A 16,121-nucleotide genomic window follows, 5' to 3' on the forward strand; every position below is an offset into this window, starting at 1 on the left:
AAAAACCCGCACAAGAGCGGGTTTTTAGTGTAAAAACAATATATTACATTAGCTCTTTACACAGGGTAACTGTAGCCGTGGTTGATACATAAGCAAGTCCGTCACTCGTTCTAATAGAACCTGTTGAACCAACTCCATCATCTAACTTAGTATCAATATTATTGGCAATATCAAAAGGAATATCAGAAGCACAAACCTGCTTTCCAGTTATTGCTGGAGCAGTAGCTGAGGCTACATAAGAAAACTCACCATCTAATGCATGCTTAGGCCCTGATACATTAGTCGATACTGCATTACCACCAATAAAACCTTCCGTTCTTAAATCAACAAAAAAATTACCAGCTGTTGTTCCAGGATATGAACCAGTACGATCACGATAAGCCCAATAAGCCGCAGAAATTCCTTCAAAATCAGCTGTCACACTCTTAATTTTAGAGTTCGTAATCAACTCTTGTCCTTTTAACACACCGCCCAATAGTAGACCGATAATGACCAATACAATGGCGATTTCGACTAGGGTGAAGCCTTTTTGATTTGTTACGTTGGTGTTTGTCATGTTGGTATCCTTTTATTTAAATGGCCTACTGTTTCGTAGTGTTGCCATGATAGCAAAGACTTATAAATTAAAAAGAGTAAATTTTTTTACATGGCGCGACTAAATGAGACCTTTGCACGTCTGTTTGCCACAAGACTTAACGTACTGCTGGCACGTTGTTGAGCACTAGGGTAAAGCTTAGGCGTTGGTTTTGTTGGTCAAAGCTGACTTGACTGCCGACTTGTTTGAGCAGTTCGCGGGTTAAAAACAGGCCTAAGCCCATACCGCTTTGGCTGGTGGTCCAAAAGGGTTCAAACAGACGTTCGGACTTTAGCGGTTGGGCGGCCGGCGACGCACAGCTTTGAATGGTGACGGTTGCACCGATGGGCTCGGAGGTGATTTGACAGGCAATAGGCACAATATCAATGTTAAGGTCGCAATCGCCCAGCGGGTGGTCGCGGTAGTTGCCCAGCAAATTTTTAAACACTTCGACCAACACCGGTTTGGCGATGCTTACCGCGCCCTGGCCGTTAAGTTGTGCGGGCAGTTGGTACATAAACAACACTTCTTCTATTAAGGGGGCTAGCTCAACGGGCTGACTGTCGTAAAAGGTGCTAAGGGGTTGTTTCATTTGCGCGATGGTGTTTTTGGCGCGTTGTGCCATGGTGGGCAAGGTGGTTTGCAGGCGGTTCATTAGGCGTACTTTATCGTCGTCTAGGGTTAAGGTGGCGACTTGCTCGTTAAGCAGACTGATAAATTGGGCAATGTTTTTAACCTCGTGTTGCACAAACATTTGATAGCGTTCTAGCCGCTTTTGCGAGGCTAAAATCTCGGCGTGTTTGTGCTCTATGTCTTGCTGCAAAATTTGCACAAACGTGGTGACCACCAAATTAAGCCATTCGCTGCGTTCGCCCCGATATTTGGGCAGCGCCAAGCGCAGTTCAAAGCACATGTCTTCGGTTTGCAGGGTGTAGGATTGGTAGTCGGCCTGCTCTGTGGCGTGCCCTAGGTTTTCAATACGTTGTTCGCCAAACCAGTCTATGTGGGCGTTTAAATGCAAAATTCCAGCGTGTTGCAAAACCGACCAGGCCTGGTCAAAGAAATCGAGCGCGTCTTGATTAACGTGTTTGTTAAGCGCGTACAACTTGGCCAGCGTGCGACTTAAACTGGCGGTTTGTTGGTGAACATAATACGCCACCAGCAGCAACAGTGCACCCAACACCACCAGCGCATAGGGCAAGACGTCCATTATAAAGTTCATGTTGAAGAGTTCATGTTAAAGAGATCATCTGTTAGCCTTTTAAGCATTTAAATCGGTTTAACCAGGCCTGATTGCTTTGGTTTTATCGCACATAAAAACCCGTCATTGCGGGCTTGACCCGCAATCTATGAATTGCTACGGCGTATGTGGCAGATGCCGTGTCGTGGCACGGCATGACGGATTATGCACAACAATCAAACTGACCAGGCCTGGTTGCTTTGGTTTTATCGCACATAAAAACCCGTCATTGCGGGCTTGACCCGCAATCTATGAATTGCTACGGCGTATGTGGCAGATGCCATGTCGTGGCACGGCATGACGGATTATGCACAACAATCAAACTGACCAGGCCTGGTTGCTTTGGTTTTATCGCAACAATTGGATGCCTGAACGATTAATAGTGGTAACGGCAGGCAATGACAGTAATCTGGTTTGAATCAACCGCATAAACAAGGCGATTAGACTCATCTATTCTTCTTGACCAAAAACCTGAAAGATTTTCTTTTAAGGGTTCTGGTTTACCAATCCCTTCAAATGGTGAGCGCATGGTATCTTGAATTAACTTATTAATACGCCTTAAGGTTTTCTTGTCTTGGCTTTGCCAATATTCATAATCAGACCAAGCTTTCTCTGTCCAAGACAGAATTTCAATCGTCATTAAGCAGCCCTTTTTGAACGATTTTTCCTGAATGATATTGCTCAATAGAGTGCTTTAAATGGATCGCATTTGAGGGGGATTTAAGTAAATGCACAGTTTCCATCAAGCTATTAAAGTAATCCAGTGACATGACAACCGCATTACCAGCGTCTCTGCGTGTGATGATTGCGCAATCGGCATTATCAACGACTGAATCCAAGACAGACTTTAAACTGTTTCTCGCTTCTGTATAACTTACAACTTGCATATTGCTTCTCCTTTTTGAAATTATAGCAAACATGAACAATAATATGTACATGTCCGACTTGGATGTTTAAGCAATATTAGATAATCAAGGTGTTACAAAGAGTAAACGGGCAACAAACGCACGATAATAGTTGTAGTAGTTCAGATAAATAAAACCCCGTCATTGCCGGCTTGACCCGCAATCTATGAATTGCTACGGCGTATTTGGCAGATGCCGTGTCGTGGCACGGCATGACGAATTATGCACAACAATCAAACTGACCAGGCCTGGTCATTCGTTATTTTGACGTTGCAGACCGTATTTGTTAATAAGGTAATAGACGTTTTCGCGCTTTATGCCCAATCGTCGGGCGGTTTCGTGGACGTTAAACTGCGTTTGCGCCAGCACATGGCGCACCAGTTTTTCTTCGGCCAAATTGCGCACGCTTTTTACGCCTTCGCCCACGTTAATCTCTAATTGCAAACTTTGCAGACCTTCTTGAATTTTGAGCTTTTGAGCCTGCGTGTAAAACAACACCGCCCGCTTAACGGCGGGTAACAAGGTTTGCAACAAAACGGGTTTTTCTAAAAAATCAAACGCGCCGTGTTTAAGCGCCAAATACGCGCTGGTGTCTGGATTTTGCCCGGTTAACACCACAGTATTAACCTGCGGTTGATGCATTTGCAGCCAGCTTAAAACGCGCAAACCTTCGTCGGCTGAATGCTCGTTGGGCGGCATCCCCATGTCTAAAATGGCCACTGCAATGTCTTGCAATGTAAGTTGCTTAATCGCACTGTCGGCGCAGTCGGCCTCTAACAACGCATAACCCGCGCCCTCTAACGAAAAACCCAACATGCTGCGCAATGCTGGGTCGTCGTCGATGAGTAGAATGGTTTGAGACGTTTGATTATTATTGTTAATCATTATGGTGCACAGGTTGTAGAGCCGGTTTTAAAACAATAAAGCCTCGCGCCATTGGCATCGGCTTTAAATATGACGAGTTCAAAGTTATCAATATATCGTTTTTTTGTGGTTGTTAAACTTGACCAAGAGGCTGTATTCTCAAGCACCACAATATCGTAGCCTGCCCCACCGTCAATATCGTCATATAAAATACCGGTACTGGAATTACTCGCATCACCTAACCACACAATATCATCACCGTTACCCAGGATTAAAGCGCTGTTACTATTAATATTGCCCTGTATCCAAACCTTATCATTCCCCGTGCCACCATCCACGGTTTTGATTAAATTACTGCCCAACACAAACGTATCATCGCCATCACCCAAATAAACAGACGACTGCGCCTTGCCCACAATGTAAACGGTGTCATTGCCAGCACCGGCATTTAAAATGGCTTGAGTGCCCAAATCGCTTTTAACACCCGTCACGTTGTTGTACACCAGCCCCGAAGACAAATCATTGCCTACCACCACATAGTCATTGCCTGCGCCTAAATCCAACGCGGTGGTAATATTGCGATTCACCACAATCACGTCAGGTGTGTTGGCATCGTCCAAGGGCGTGTAGTCGCCTGCACTTAAATCAAAGCTTTCGTAAGTGGCGTTGGGCATGCTGCTGCCACCGGTAAAACTGGTCCAGTTTAAGGTAGAAGACAGCACTTTAGCTTTGATTTCGTAGCCACTAATCACCTCAATCACATCGTCAAAAAAGCCAACGCCACTGTCATCGCCTTTGGTTTTTGTGGCTTGATGATAATACTCGTCCGTGTCGCAGTTTTCGGCCGTTGCACCACTGGCGCTGCCGCAATTGGCAAGGGTATTAACGCCATCTTGGTTATAGGCCACCAACACCACGCTGGCGGCTTGGTGTGCTAACGCACTGCTGGCCGGAGTACCCGAACAACTGGCGACGGTGTTATTGCAGACCGTGTAATTACCCGCACCCAAATTATTCATTATGGGCGGCGTGTCCAATAACGTAAATCTGGCCGTGCCTGGTGCGGCCGCGCAAAAATAGCTGGCCGATGAAGTTGGATCGCACACCACAACACTTACGCTGTCGGCGGCTTGTGTGTTTATGGCGTAGCGAATAAACCCGCCCCAAGCGTCTTGCGCCGCCGTCTGGTCAATGCCCAAAGTTAAATAAGGTGCACTCCCCCACGACTGATCACACACGCCGGCGGTACGATTTTCTAGCCCATCGTCATCCGTGTCTGGGCACGGTAAATATTTGTTAATGACTGCAAATTGCAATAACTGACTTTTTAAATCTAACACCAGGTTTTGACTTTGCTTTTGCTTGTTAACCGCTCTTTGCTCACTGGTAGGAGCCAACAACCCCACCAAAGCGATGGCCACAATCACCAATACAATAGACAATTCGACCAACGAAAAACCCTTTTGCCAGGCCTGGTCAATGGTCTTGTTGTTATGTAAAGCATTCATTGCGTCAACCCCTGCGTTTGACTCACCCCTTCAATAGGGTAAACCGACGGAAAACTGGGCAAGGTTGGCGGCGGATTATACAAAATGACCTCAACATTACTGACCAACACGCGTTCTGTGGTGTGCGTTGAACCCACCACAAAGTTAACATTAACCTGGCCACTCTCATCCAACACCACGTTGTACTCTTTGTACTCATTCCAACTGTCGTAACTGTTGTAACCGGTGTTATCTCTATTGGATGGATCGTCGTAGGTAAACACCTCTAGTTCTTGCTGAGTATTCAACAAAGTGGCTATTTGGCTAGAATCAAGCGTGCCATCATCCGGCTGAGTGCCGTTAATGCCCACAATAAATTGATCCTGAGTATGAGCCACACCGCCGCTGGAGCGTGAACCGTCTTCCCAACCGCCAATAATTTCGGCATCAAATTTTAAAGTAACGGTTTTGCCCGCATTGCCTGCACCAAAATCAAAGTTTTGGTTGTTGTAATCCCACGTGTCAACAGGTCGAGTTTGCACGTTATGCCCAGAACCACCGGTGGTTTTATTTTCTCCTAAACTGCCGGTGTTGCTGCCCGCGATGGCTTGTGTGGGAATGGTTACCGCGTTAACGACGGATTCGGATTCAAAACGTGTTTTAAGCTCATTGGCTGAAATAGTTTCAATCACATCATCAAAATATGGCGACTCGTTGTAAACACCTTGCACAAATACCGCGTCGTTATTGCGATTTTCGGCTTCGTATGTGCCCAGGCCTGAGGTAATCGCACCGTTTTCATTGTAAGCCACCAGCACCGCAACCATGTTGACCGCGGCAGCGACTAAACCCGCTGGCATCTCTTTATTCACGGTTAAGTTGCCGCTACCCGCTTGGCCAGGTAATGGCAGGGTGGTTAAGTTAAACGCCGGCGGGGTAATATTGTTAAAAAAACAAGCCGATTGCGTTGGGCAATTAACAATATCGGTTGCGCTCACTGCATTTTGGTTAACGGCATAACCCACCATAAAACCCCAGCTGTCTTGCACATCAGCGCGCGACAACCCCAAGTCAAGGTAAGGCAAAGCGCCATTTGCCGCAGTGCACGCGCCAGCCGTTCGGTTCTCTAGCCCATCGTCATCCGTGTCTGGACACGGCAAATATTTATTAAGTTTGGCAAACTTTAACAACGAGGCTTTATTTACCTTGAGTTTGGCACCACTGTCCATCCAGTTAACATGCACTTTTTGCTCAGAATATAAACTAACCGAACCAATCCCCAAAACACCCACAATGGCTATTACCAAGGCCATGCCCACTAAAGAATAGCCACGGGCGTGTTGCGTTAATGGATTGTTTAAGCGGTTGTTTAAGCGGTTGTTTAACGGGTTGTAAGGCTTGATGCTCATGTTAACTCTCCAAATCTGACAAAAATCGACCCGTTCGAATAATGGCGTGCTTAAGTTCGTACCCTGTTAGCCATATTAACTGGTCATCAAATAACGATGCATTGTTGTCAGCGGCCACCCAAAAATAGTTGTCGTTATCGATATTTTCGGTTTCAAAGGTGTTTAAGGTCGCCCCTGACCAAGTTTCTTGACCGTTTACGCCAAAGCTGATGACCACCGCGATGGCCACCTGTTCAACCGTGTCGCCGCCTGCGGTGCTGCCATTGCACGCGGCGGCCGTTTGTGCGCAAACCGTGTAATTGCCCGTGCCGGTTTTAGAACCAAAAGGCGGGGTATTAAAACCAAACACAGGGTCATTACCACCTTGATTGCTAAAATAACTGGCCGATTCTGCCACACTATTGATGGTAGCGGCATCATTATCGGCTACATGGTTTACCGCATAATAAAAAGGTTGCTGCCATGCGTCGGTGGGTGCAACACCCAGCTCTAAATAGGGCAAACGGCCTTTGCTGACAGTACATTGAAAATTTCCCGCAGTGGCTCTGTTTTCGCGACCGTCCGCGTCGCTGTCTGGACAAGGCAAATAGCCGTTTACTTGCACAAAGGTCAGTAAGGCCAATTTAATGTCGTCGAGCACTAAACGATTTTGGGCATATTGATCAAAGTTGCGTCCAGTGTGCGTGGTGTTGGCTAAGCCATAAGTCAGCACCCCTAAAATGGCCAAAGCAATGCTAATTTCAAGCAAAGAAAATCCATTTTGCGCATGCGAAGGTATTTTTTTATACGAACATGCCAAACCCTTACGCTTAAACCTCATAACCATCTTGACCAGGCCTGGTAAGTTCACAACGCACCTTAAAAAACCTTGTTTTAAGACCATTTAAAACTCCTTATAAACACCTTCAAACCGGTTAAGGACAACCTAACACCCCACGCCAATTTTGTCCCACCTGATTATCAAAATCAGTCGCCACTCCCGCACACAAAGTGCCGTCACTGGCGGTTTTAAAAATATTATTGCACGCATTAAACCAATGCGCCGAATCGTCAGGCAAGGCACACAAATCGGGGATATCATCTGAGTTAACGTCTTGACTTACTCTTGTCAACAAAGCCGAATTCCATTCATCTCGCGTAATGGCAATCACATGATCGTTAAACTGAGCAGGATTAGCCGAAGTTGAAATAAAATCTGCATCGCCATCGGCGTTTTCAAGCTCTAAAAACGCGGTAACTGTATTGCTGCTACGATCTTGACCGGCTAAAGCACTGCCGGTATAAAACAACACCATAACCACATCGGTTACTCCGTCCAGGGTCAACGCGGCGGTGGCAGGTTCGGTGCTGTTTAACGGCGCGTAACGTTTACTTTTAAATGCGCCAGCGGCACCAAAATTATTAAAGTCGTTGTTTTGCACCACAAAACGAGAATCTACCGCAAACCAATAATTTTCTTGCAACACTGGACGCGTTATAAAATTAAAAAAACGTGAACTGATGTGCGAAGGCACCCGCCCAACGACCACACTCACCCCCGCACCACAAGGCGCATTGCTTATTCCATTACCACTGGTATCTGGACAAGGAAAGTAGCCTGGCCCAGGAATTTGTTCAACGGGTAAAGCCGTGGTAGCGCCAGAAGCCGTTCTAAAAATTTCGGGTTGCATGACCGCGTACATGAGCATTTTATCTTTAATGTCTTTTAAGGCGTTGACGTGCGATTTCTCCATGCTAATTTGCATGGTCTCGGAGCGAATATTGCCCACGTTACCAAACCAAGCCGCCGCGCCCAACACCAGCATTAACATGCCCAACAAGACCATAAACCCAGATTGTTTTCTGAGTTGAATGCGCCTGTTTTTAAGTCGTGCATTAAGCCGTTTTTGGGATAAGTTGTTTACAGGGGTGGTCATGTTTGCCTCGCTAATTAACTTAGCTTTAATACTTATCAAGCTATTCTAAATTATTAAAAACGTTGCGATAACAACTATTTAGACCAATACCTACTTGGGTTAATTAAAGTTTACACCCAACACAGGCAAAGCAAAAGAGATGGTTTTAAATGGCTAAACAAACTTGTGTCACCCTAACAGCGCATTACGCTTGCGACCCTACCAAAGTGTTTTGCCTTGCGCTTGTTGTTCTAACACCCATTGCTGAAACGCGGGTGGGCCGTAGGCGAGTGTGAGGGGATTTTTTTGCAGGAGTTTGCTGTCTGGGTCTTGTTGTTGGTAAATAAGCGGGCGCAAGGTGCGCTCGGCAAACTCTTTTAACCAATCTAAAGTAGCGGGGGGAATTTCTCGGCCAACGGGAACCGCCAAATCAACGCTAAGGCCTTGCCATTTTAAAATTCCGTCGATGACCAGCGCACCGCTTTCGCTGGGTTTTAAATGTTCGGGTAAGGCACTGCCGGCTTTAACCCAGCTGCATTCAAATGTTTGGCAAGGTTGCACAGGGCGATTAAGGTAATCGTCGCAGCCTTGGCCTGTGCTGTGCGGACAGGGATGACCGGGATAGGCTTCACAGCCTTTAACGGTAATTTGCACCCAGCCATCGCAACAGGCGGTGCAAGGTTGGCACTGTCTATTCATGATTTCCTTTGTTTGTGTTTGGCTTGTGTTTGGCTTGTGTGTTTTAGAATGCAAAACAAGCGTTTAAATTAGGTTAACCAGGCCTGATCATACTGACTAACGGTTAAGGTTTGTTTTGCAAATCACTGGGCGAATCGCTTTGCGAATCACTCTGCAACGGGTCTTGTTGCAAGGCGTGCTTGGCCAAACGGGGTTTTAACCACAGCTCGGACCACAACAACAATATCGCACCCACCGTAATCGCCATGTCGGCAACGTTAAAGGTGGCGTAGTGCCATGTGCCGATGTAAAAGTCGACAAAGTCGGTTACTCGCCCCGCCAACACGCGGTCAATGACGTTGCCAATGGCGCCGCCTAATACGAGGTTTATGGCCAATACATCAACCGTAAATCGATTGGGCAGTTTGGCCAACCACAGCCACAAAATCACAGTAACAGCGGCAGCTAATCCGGTAAAAAACCAGCGTTGCCAGCCACCCATATCGGCTAAAAAGCTAAAGGCTGCGCCGTAGTTGTACACCAACGTCATGTTTAAATTGGGCATAACCGGCACGGGAACACCCATCACCAACGTAGACACAGCCCAATATTTAGTGAGTTGATCAACCACAATTAACATAACCGCAAACCACAAAGTGCGCACCGCGCTTGAGGCGTTTGCGCTGTTTAAGTCTGCTTGAATTGAATGGTTAGGCATAGTGACGCACTTCTCCATCACCGTCCACGTTATCCACACAACGTTGACACAACTCTGGATGTTCGGCAATATGACCGACCTCTTCACGGTGATGCCAACAACGCGCGCATTTAGCGTGCTCGGTGGCCACCGACTCAATCCACAGGCCTGGCAGTTCGCTTTCTACCGCGGCGACGGTTTTTTGCGACAACGGTTTTACCCAGGCCTGAGAGGTAATCAGCACAAAGCGCAACTCGTCTTGCAACGCTTCAATGGCGGTTAACAAATCGTCTTGGCAATACAAGGTAACTTCGGCACTTAAAGATGCGCCAATGACTTTTTCGGCGCGCAGTTTTTCAAGTGTTTTGGCCACGGCCGAACGCACTTCAATCATTTGTGCCCAGTAGGCCGAGTTCATGGCGGCGGTTTCGTCTAACGCCGTTAAGCCGGTGTACCATTGCGCCACAAACACCGTTTTATCGCGTTCGCCGGGTAAAAACGTCCAAATTTCTTCGGCGGTAAAACTCAAAATAGGCGCCATCCAACGCGTCATGGCTTCAATAATGTGATACAACGCGGTTTGCGCCGAACGTCGTGCTAATCCATCGGTTTTGCAGGTGTATTGGCGGTCTTTAATAACGTCTAAATAAAACGCCCCCAACTCAACCGAGCAAAAATGGGTTAAGGCCTGATAAATTGCATGAAAATTATAACTGTCGTACGCCGCGACAATCTCTTGTTGCAAGATGTGTGCGTGACCAATCACCCATTTGTCTAGCGGCAATAAATCATCGTACGCCACCAAATCGGTCGCGGGATTAAAGCCGCTAATATTGGCCAATAAAAAGCGCGCGGTGTTGCGAATACGACGATAAGAGTCGGCGGTACGGCTAATGATTTCGTCCGATACAGTCATTTCATAGCGGTAGTCGGCGGCCGAAATCCACAGGCGCAAAATGTCTGCACCCAAGGTGTTAGAGATTTGCTGGGGTGCGACCACATTGCCTTTGGATTTAGACATTTTTTTGCCGTCTTTATCCACCGTAAAACCGTGGGTAAGCACTTGTTTGTAAGGCGCATGGCCGTCGGTGGCTAAGGCCGTTAACAACGACGATTGAAACCAACCGCGATGTTGATCTGAGCCTTCTAAATACAAATCGGCCGGAGCCGACAACTCGTCACGTTGCCCTAACACGGTAAAATGCGAAATACCCGAATCAAACCACACGTCTAAAATATCGGTGACTTGCTCGTAGTCGTCGGCGTCACTGCCCAATAAACTGGCCACGTCCAAATCGTACCAAGCGTCAATTGAATTGACTTCAACCAACTTAGCTACTTCTTCCATTAACTCAATGGTGCGCGGGTGCATTTCTTGAGTCACTTTGTTTACAAAAATAGTGATGGGCACACCCCAAAAACGCTGCCGCGAAATACACCAATCTGGACGGCCGTCAATCATGCCTTCAATGCGGTTTTGACCCCATTCGGGAATCCACTGCACGTTTTTAATTTCACGTAGCGCACCGTCACGTAAACCGGCTTGCGTCATGCTAATAAACCATTGCGGCGTGGCTCTAAAAATAAGCGGCGTTTTGGTGCGCCAGCAGTGTGGGTAACTGTGCTCAATCACTTCAATGTGCAACAGCGCGTGGTGTTCTTTAAGCACTTCAATCACGTGGTCGTCTACTTTTAAAACGTTTTCGCCGGCAAACAACGGCGTGCCGGCCACGTAATTGCCGTTGCCGTCCACGGGGCAATCCACCTCTAAATCGTATTTTAACCCTACCGCAAAGTCATCAACCCCGTGACCTGGTGCGGTGTGTACACAGCCTGTTCCGGCCTCGGTGGTGACGTGTTCGCCTAAAATTAACGGCACAATGCGTTCGTAAAACGGGTGACGCAATCGAATTAAATCAAACTGATTACCACGCCCATAAGCGATGACGCGGTAGGCATCAAAGCCCCATTTATCCATGGTGGTTTTAATCATGGCTTCGGCTAAAAACAGGCGCTCTGGACCGTGCTCGCCGGTGACTTGTACCACGGCGTATTCGAGCTCTGGGTTAATGGCAACGGCTTGGTTAGCGGGTAATGTCCAAGGCGTAGTGGTCCAAATCACCACCGACAAAGGCCCTTCGCCCAAATGGTCTTCAACGTGATGGCAACGCGCAAAAAACGCCGCTTCATCCAGCACCTTAAAACGCACGTCAATCGACTTTGAGCGTTTCATTTCGTATTCCACTTCGGCCTCGGCCAAGGCCGAATGGCCGCCCACCGACCAATACACCGGCTTAGTGCCTTTGACTAAGTGACCGTTTTGAATGATTTTGGCCAGCGCACGAATTTCGTTGGCTTCAAATTTAAAGTCTTTGGTTAAATAAGGATTGTCCCAGTCGGCCATAATGCCCAAACGTTTAAAGTCGGCCATTTGCCCTTCTACCTGACTTTGTGCGTAATCTCGACAGGCCTGGCGAAACTCGGTAGCGCCAATTTTTTGCCCTACTTTGCCTTTTTTCTTTTCAACGTTTAGCTCAATGGGTAAGCCATGACAATCCCAACCGGGCACAAACGGCGCATCAAAACCGCTTAAGCCTTTAGACTTTACAATCATGTCTTTTAAGACTTTATTCACCGCGTGCCCAATGTGAATGTCGCCGTTGGCGTACGGTGGGCCGTCGTGCAAAATAAATTTAGGCAAGCCTTTTTTATGTTCGCGAACGATTTGATACAACCCATCGGCCTCCCACGCTTTGACTTGAGCAGGCTCACGCGTCGGCAAACTGCCTCGCATCGGAAAGTCGGTTTCGGGAAGGTTTAACGTCAATTTATAATCGGTGGTTTGTGTCATACATTGCTCTCTAAAACGTTGGCGGTGTAGTCAATTAAGTCGTGTAAGCGGTTTTCAATAACGTCTTGCATGAGTTGAATATCCAATGTTTGATATTCATGAACTAAGACGTTTCTAAATCCAACCATGTTCTGTAATTTTTGCGATAACTCAGGCGAAATCACTTGGTGTATTTCTAAGATTTGAAAGTGATTCCGACTGTCTTTGGGCAGTCCCCATTTGTATTTTTTTATGGTGTACGCGGCCATATCAATGGCCAACTCAGCAATGCGCTGTAAGTTAATGGCAATGGCGTCTTGCTTTAAAAAATCATCTTTAAACGCGCAACCGGTATTTAACGCATAGTAGGTTTTAATTTGCCTAATGCAGCGCTCTATACTGACTTTTTTATTGAGCAATACATCGTTCATAGCGGCATCAAAACTCCCAAAAGTTGGTGTAGCAACCTAGTACTTAACACTTAATACTTAATACCTAATACTTGATAAGCAGCTAATAAAATCCGCTGGCTAATCCAGATTCAATAATGGCCTGGCGCTCTTCGTTCAGTTTTCGGTAACGCGCCATAACGCCTATTTCAAATTCATCCAGCTGGCTTTGAGTAAAGTCGTCGGCCAAAAAATGACCTTACCCTGATGAATAATTTCATTTTGAAACACGGTATCCACCAACTGCAAATTAATTAAATCAACCCCAACGCCCAACAAAGATTCTAACTGCACCTGACCGAGTGAGTTTAACAAGGTAATGCGTTTAGCGTCGCTGGGTGCAAACAGCAAGGCCAAATCAACATCGCTGTTATTACGTTGCTCGCCATGAGCGTACGAACCAAACAAATACACCGCCTTAACATTTGACCAGGCCTGGTGAATGGCAAAAGCCAGTTTTAAAACATTAAGAGGGGGTGCAGTGGCCAAGCGAACTCCTAAAAACGTTAAACACGTTAAACCAAGCCAAAATAGTTTTTTGCACTTTGCGCATCGTGTTGTATTTGGGCTTTTAAGGCGTCTAAACCAGCAAACTTCATCTCATGGCGAATAAACTGTTGGAGCGTTACCTCAACATGTTGGCCGTAAACGTCTTTGTGCCAATCAAACAAATGCACTTCAATGGACGGCCTTTGGCCATCGACCGTGGGACGCAAGCCTACGTTGGCCACACCCGGCCAGGGCTGGGTGCTAATGCCATGCACCAACACCGCATACACGCCTTGCACCGGCATTTGGGCGCGTTTTGGGTTTAAATTTAAGGTTCTAAACCCCAAGGTTCTGCCCAGTTTTTGACCGTGAATCACCCGACCATTAAAGCTAAACTCTTTGCCTAATAAACGCTTGGCGTAAGGCAAATTGGGCAACGCTAAGGCCTCTCTTATACGGGTACTGCTGACGCGTTGCTCGTCCACTAAATAGGTGGGCATGTCGGTTACGCTAAAACCGTCTTGTGCGCCACGCTCAAGCAAATAAGCAAAATCACCTTGGCGTTGTTGTCCAAACCTAAAGTCGTCGCCCACCACCAATTGCTTAACATGCAAACCGTTTATTAACACGTCGCTAACAAACGCGTGCGCGCTTAATTTGGCAAAGACCGCATTAAAGCGCACACACAATACAAAATCTATGGCGGTATTTTGAAACGCGCACAGCTTTTCTCTAAAGTTCATTAAGCGCACCGGCGCGTTGTCTGGGCTAAAAAACTCAATGGGCAGTGGCTCAAACAACATCACCACGCTGGGTAAATTAAGCGCTTTAGCGCGCGCCACCACCGAGTTTAAAACTTGCTGATGGCCTAAATGCACGCCATCAAAATTGCCAATCGTCAGCACACAGCCGCGCGCCAACGATGCATTAAACTGGGGCAAATTGTTAAGGCTGCGAATCAACTGCATCGGTTAAAGTTCAGTCTGTTAAAAAAGCACAAAGTATAGCGTATTCACGCTAAAACGGCACGCTAATCGATTTTATAAAGAATACATTCACAAAACGCATATTTACCGCGCCAACAACCGCTTAGGATTAAGCCCTACGGCCAACAAAGTGCCAAAATACAGTACTAAAGAGCCAAATATTAATGTGAGTAACCAACTCACCCGCTCCCAACCGCTAAATGCCAGCCATTGCGGATTACTTGGGCTAATCAGCACAATAAACAGCACCAACACCACGGTGGCGGTAACGACTTGTGCGATTAATTTGCTCCAACCCGCCAAGGGTGCAAAGGCATTTTGCTTGCGCAAATACCAATACAATAATCCGGCGTTTACAAACGCCGAAATACTGGTGGCCACAGCCAATCCAACGTGGGCAAAAGGGCCAATCAATAATAAGTTAAGCACCATGTTAGTCACCAGGGCAATAATGGCCACTTTAACGGGGGTTTTCATCTCTTTGCGGGCGTAAAACGCGGGCGCTAAAATTTTAACCAAAATAAACCCTAATAAACCAACCGAATACCCCATTAAACTCAAACCGGCCATGTGCGCGTCGTGCGCGGTAAATGCGCCGTAATAAAACAACGACACCACCAACGGCTCGGCCAGTAACAGCAAGCCCAACATGGAGGGTACGCCAATAATTATCACTAACCGTAAGGCCGAATCTAAATCTTTTTGAAAACCTTGCCAATCTTCATTGGCGGCACTTTTAGCCAGGCCTGGTAATACCACAGTGGCCAACGCCACGCCAAAAACCCCTAACGGAAACTCCATTAAGCGATCCGAATAATACAACCACGACACCGAACCGGTCACTAAAAACGACGCCAAAATAGTGTCTACTAATAAGTTAATTTGCGCCACCGACACCCCAAACAGGGCAGGAATCATTAGACGCTTAACCTCAGACACACCTGGGTCTGATTTTAGCGTAGGCTTGGGCAACAAGCCCAAGCGGTATAAAAAAGGCAGATGAAACAGCAACTGCACCACGCCCGCTACCAACACGCCCCACGCCAAAGCCATAATAGGCACGTCCAACAGCGGCGATACCCAAATGGCAAAAATAATCATCACCAAATTTAAAAATACCGGGGTAAACGCGGGTACGGCAAATTGGTTGTAACTGTTCATAATGGCCGATGAAAACGCCACCAATGAGATTAACAATAAATACGGGAACGTGATGGCCAGCATGTCGGCGGCCAAATTAAATTTTTCGGGGTCGTCAATAAACCCAGGCGCAAACACCATCATCCACAACGACGACCCAAACACGCCAAACGCAGTGAGCACCAGTAAAATACCGGCCAATCTAAAACTAATCGCGTCAACCAAATGCTTAACCGCATCAAAACCACGGCGCTCTTTGGCCTCGACCAACACCGGAACAAAGGCTTGCGAAAACGCGCCTTCGGCAAACAAGCGCCTAAAAAAGTTGGGGATTTTAAAGGCCACAAAAAACGCATCGGCACCGGTGCCGGCACCAAAATAGCGGGCAATAACCATGTCGCGCACAAAGCCTAAAATACGCGAAATCATCGTCATGCCACCCACGGTGGCGGTGGCTTTAATTAATCTTCTCAAGGGC

Annotated in this window: 16 protein-coding genes; all 16 read right to left on the reverse strand. The window is 47.0% G+C overall.

Annotated elements, in window-relative coordinates; all coding sequences use genetic code 11:
- Window positions 1-43: 43 nt before the first annotated feature.
- Window positions 44-556: a prepilin-type N-terminal cleavage/methylation domain-containing protein gene (locus tag EP181_RS08365; RefSeq protein WP_127471235.1), complete on the reverse strand. Its 513-nt coding sequence runs from the start codon at window positions 554-556 to the stop codon at window positions 44-46.
- Between the two features lie 136 nt (window positions 557-692).
- Window positions 693-1,796, reverse strand: a complete 1,104-nt coding sequence (locus tag EP181_RS08370) for a sensor histidine kinase (protein ID WP_127471236.1) — start codon at window positions 1,794-1,796, stop codon at window positions 693-695.
- A gap of 394 nt (window positions 1,797-2,190) precedes the next feature.
- Entirely contained in the window at window positions 2,191-2,454 is a 264-nt protein-coding gene (locus EP181_RS08375) for a Txe/YoeB family addiction module toxin (protein WP_127471237.1), read from the reverse strand.
- Window positions 2,444-2,701, reverse strand: a complete 258-nt coding sequence (locus EP181_RS08380; RefSeq protein ID WP_127471238.1) for a type II toxin-antitoxin system Phd/YefM family antitoxin — start codon at window positions 2,699-2,701, stop codon at window positions 2,444-2,446. The genes EP181_RS08375 and EP181_RS08380 overlap by 11 nt, the downstream gene beginning before the upstream one ends.
- Window positions 2,702-2,971: 270 nt before the next feature.
- On the reverse strand, window positions 2,972-3,604 hold the full coding sequence (locus EP181_RS08385; RefSeq protein WP_127471239.1) for a response regulator: 633 nt from the start codon (window positions 3,602-3,604) through the stop codon (window positions 2,972-2,974).
- Complete coding sequence (locus EP181_RS08390) at window positions 3,604-5,091, reverse strand: type II secretion system protein (RefSeq protein WP_127471240.1); 1,488 nt, start codon at window positions 5,089-5,091, stop codon at window positions 3,604-3,606. The genes EP181_RS08385 and EP181_RS08390 overlap by 1 nt, the downstream gene beginning before the upstream one ends.
- Window positions 5,088-6,479, reverse strand: a complete 1,392-nt coding sequence (locus tag EP181_RS08395; RefSeq protein ID WP_127471241.1) for a hypothetical protein — start codon at window positions 6,477-6,479, stop codon at window positions 5,088-5,090. Before EP181_RS08395 ends, EP181_RS08390 begins: the two co-directional genes overlap by 4 nt.
- A gap of 1 nt (window position 6,480) precedes the next feature.
- Complete coding sequence (locus EP181_RS08400; protein WP_127471242.1) at window positions 6,481-7,362, reverse strand: type II secretion system protein; 882 nt, start codon at window positions 7,360-7,362, stop codon at window positions 6,481-6,483.
- Between the two features lie 31 nt (window positions 7,363-7,393).
- Complete coding sequence (locus EP181_RS08405) at window positions 7,394-8,395, reverse strand: hypothetical protein (protein ID WP_127471243.1); 1,002 nt, start codon at window positions 8,393-8,395, stop codon at window positions 7,394-7,396.
- 198 nt (window positions 8,396-8,593) lie between these two features.
- A complete protein-coding gene (locus EP181_RS08410; protein ID WP_127471244.1) occupies window positions 8,594-9,073 on the reverse strand; it encodes a hypothetical protein in 480 nt (159 codons plus the stop codon).
- A 103-nt stretch (window positions 9,074-9,176) separates the two neighbouring features.
- The gene (gene lspA, locus EP181_RS08415; protein WP_127471245.1) at window positions 9,177-9,770 is read right to left on the reverse strand and encodes a signal peptidase II; all 594 of its coding nucleotides are present in this window, start codon (window positions 9,768-9,770) and stop codon (window positions 9,177-9,179) included.
- Window positions 9,763-12,600, reverse strand: coding sequence for an isoleucine--tRNA ligase (gene ileS, locus EP181_RS08420; RefSeq protein ID WP_127471246.1), 2,838 nt, complete (start codon window positions 12,598-12,600; stop codon window positions 9,763-9,765). Before ileS ends, lspA begins: the two co-directional genes overlap by 8 nt.
- A complete protein-coding gene (hepT, locus tag EP181_RS08425) occupies window positions 12,597-13,010 on the reverse strand; it encodes a type VII toxin-antitoxin system HepT family RNase toxin (protein WP_127471247.1) in 414 nt (137 codons plus the stop codon). The genes ileS and hepT overlap by 4 nt, the downstream gene beginning before the upstream one ends.
- 162 nt (window positions 13,011-13,172) lie before the next feature.
- Entirely contained in the window at window positions 13,173-13,517 is a 345-nt protein-coding gene (gene mntA / locus EP181_RS08430) for a type VII toxin-antitoxin system MntA family adenylyltransferase antitoxin (RefSeq protein ID WP_127471248.1), read from the reverse strand.
- 26 nt (window positions 13,518-13,543) lie between these two features.
- A complete protein-coding gene (ribF, locus tag EP181_RS08435) occupies window positions 13,544-14,485 on the reverse strand; it encodes a bifunctional riboflavin kinase/FAD synthetase (RefSeq protein WP_127471249.1) in 942 nt (313 codons plus the stop codon).
- A gap of 102 nt (window positions 14,486-14,587) precedes the next feature.
- Window positions 14,588-16,117, reverse strand: coding sequence for a murein biosynthesis integral membrane protein MurJ (murJ, locus tag EP181_RS08440; RefSeq protein ID WP_127471250.1), 1,530 nt, complete (start codon window positions 16,115-16,117; stop codon window positions 14,588-14,590).
- Between the last annotated feature and the right edge of the window lie 4 nt (window positions 16,118-16,121).

Source organism: Thiomicrorhabdus aquaedulcis (genome assembly GCF_004001325.1).
GTDB classification, from domain to species: Bacteria; Pseudomonadota; Gammaproteobacteria; order Thiomicrospirales; family Thiomicrospiraceae; genus Thiomicrorhabdus; species Thiomicrorhabdus aquaedulcis.

Excerpts from the sequence above, each read along its gene's own strand:
- EP181_RS08365 (WP_127471235.1), bottom strand. The coding sequence starts at position 556 with ATGACAAACACCAACGTAACAAATCAAAAAGGCTTCACCCTAGTCGAA.
- EP181_RS08370 (WP_127471236.1), bottom strand. The coding sequence starts at position 1,796 with ATGAACTTTATAATGGACGTCTTGCCCTATGCGCTGGTGGTGTTGGGT.
- EP181_RS08375 (WP_127471237.1), bottom strand. The coding sequence starts at position 2,454 with ATGACGATTGAAATTCTGTCTTGGACAGAGAAAGCTTGGTCTGATTAT.
- EP181_RS08380 (WP_127471238.1), bottom strand. The coding sequence starts at position 2,701 with ATGCAAGTTGTAAGTTATACAGAAGCGAGAAACAGTTTAAAGTCTGTC.
- EP181_RS08385 (WP_127471239.1), bottom strand. The coding sequence starts at position 3,604 with ATGATTAACAATAATAATCAAACGTCTCAAACCATTCTACTCATCGAC.
- EP181_RS08390 (WP_127471240.1), bottom strand. The coding sequence starts at position 5,091 with ATGAATGCTTTACATAACAACAAGACCATTGACCAGGCCTGGCAAAAG.
- EP181_RS08395 (WP_127471241.1), bottom strand. The coding sequence starts at position 6,479 with ATGAGCATCAAGCCTTACAACCCGTTAAACAACCGCTTAAACAACCGC.
- EP181_RS08400 (WP_127471242.1), bottom strand. The coding sequence starts at position 7,362 with ATGGTCTTAAAACAAGGTTTTTTAAGGTGCGTTGTGAACTTACCAGGC.
- EP181_RS08405 (WP_127471243.1), bottom strand. The coding sequence starts at position 8,395 with ATGACCACCCCTGTAAACAACTTATCCCAAAAACGGCTTAATGCACGA.
- EP181_RS08410 (WP_127471244.1), bottom strand. The coding sequence starts at position 9,073 with ATGAATAGACAGTGCCAACCTTGCACCGCCTGTTGCGATGGCTGGGTG.
- lspA (WP_127471245.1), bottom strand. The coding sequence starts at position 9,770 with ATGCCTAACCATTCAATTCAAGCAGACTTAAACAGCGCAAACGCCTCA.
- ileS (WP_127471246.1), bottom strand. The coding sequence starts at position 12,600 with ATGACACAAACCACCGATTATAAATTGACGTTAAACCTTCCCGAAACC.
- hepT (WP_127471247.1), bottom strand. The coding sequence starts at position 13,010 with ATGAACGATGTATTGCTCAATAAAAAAGTCAGTATAGAGCGCTGCATT.
- ribF (WP_127471249.1), bottom strand. The coding sequence starts at position 14,485 with ATGCAGTTGATTCGCAGCCTTAACAATTTGCCCCAGTTTAATGCATCG.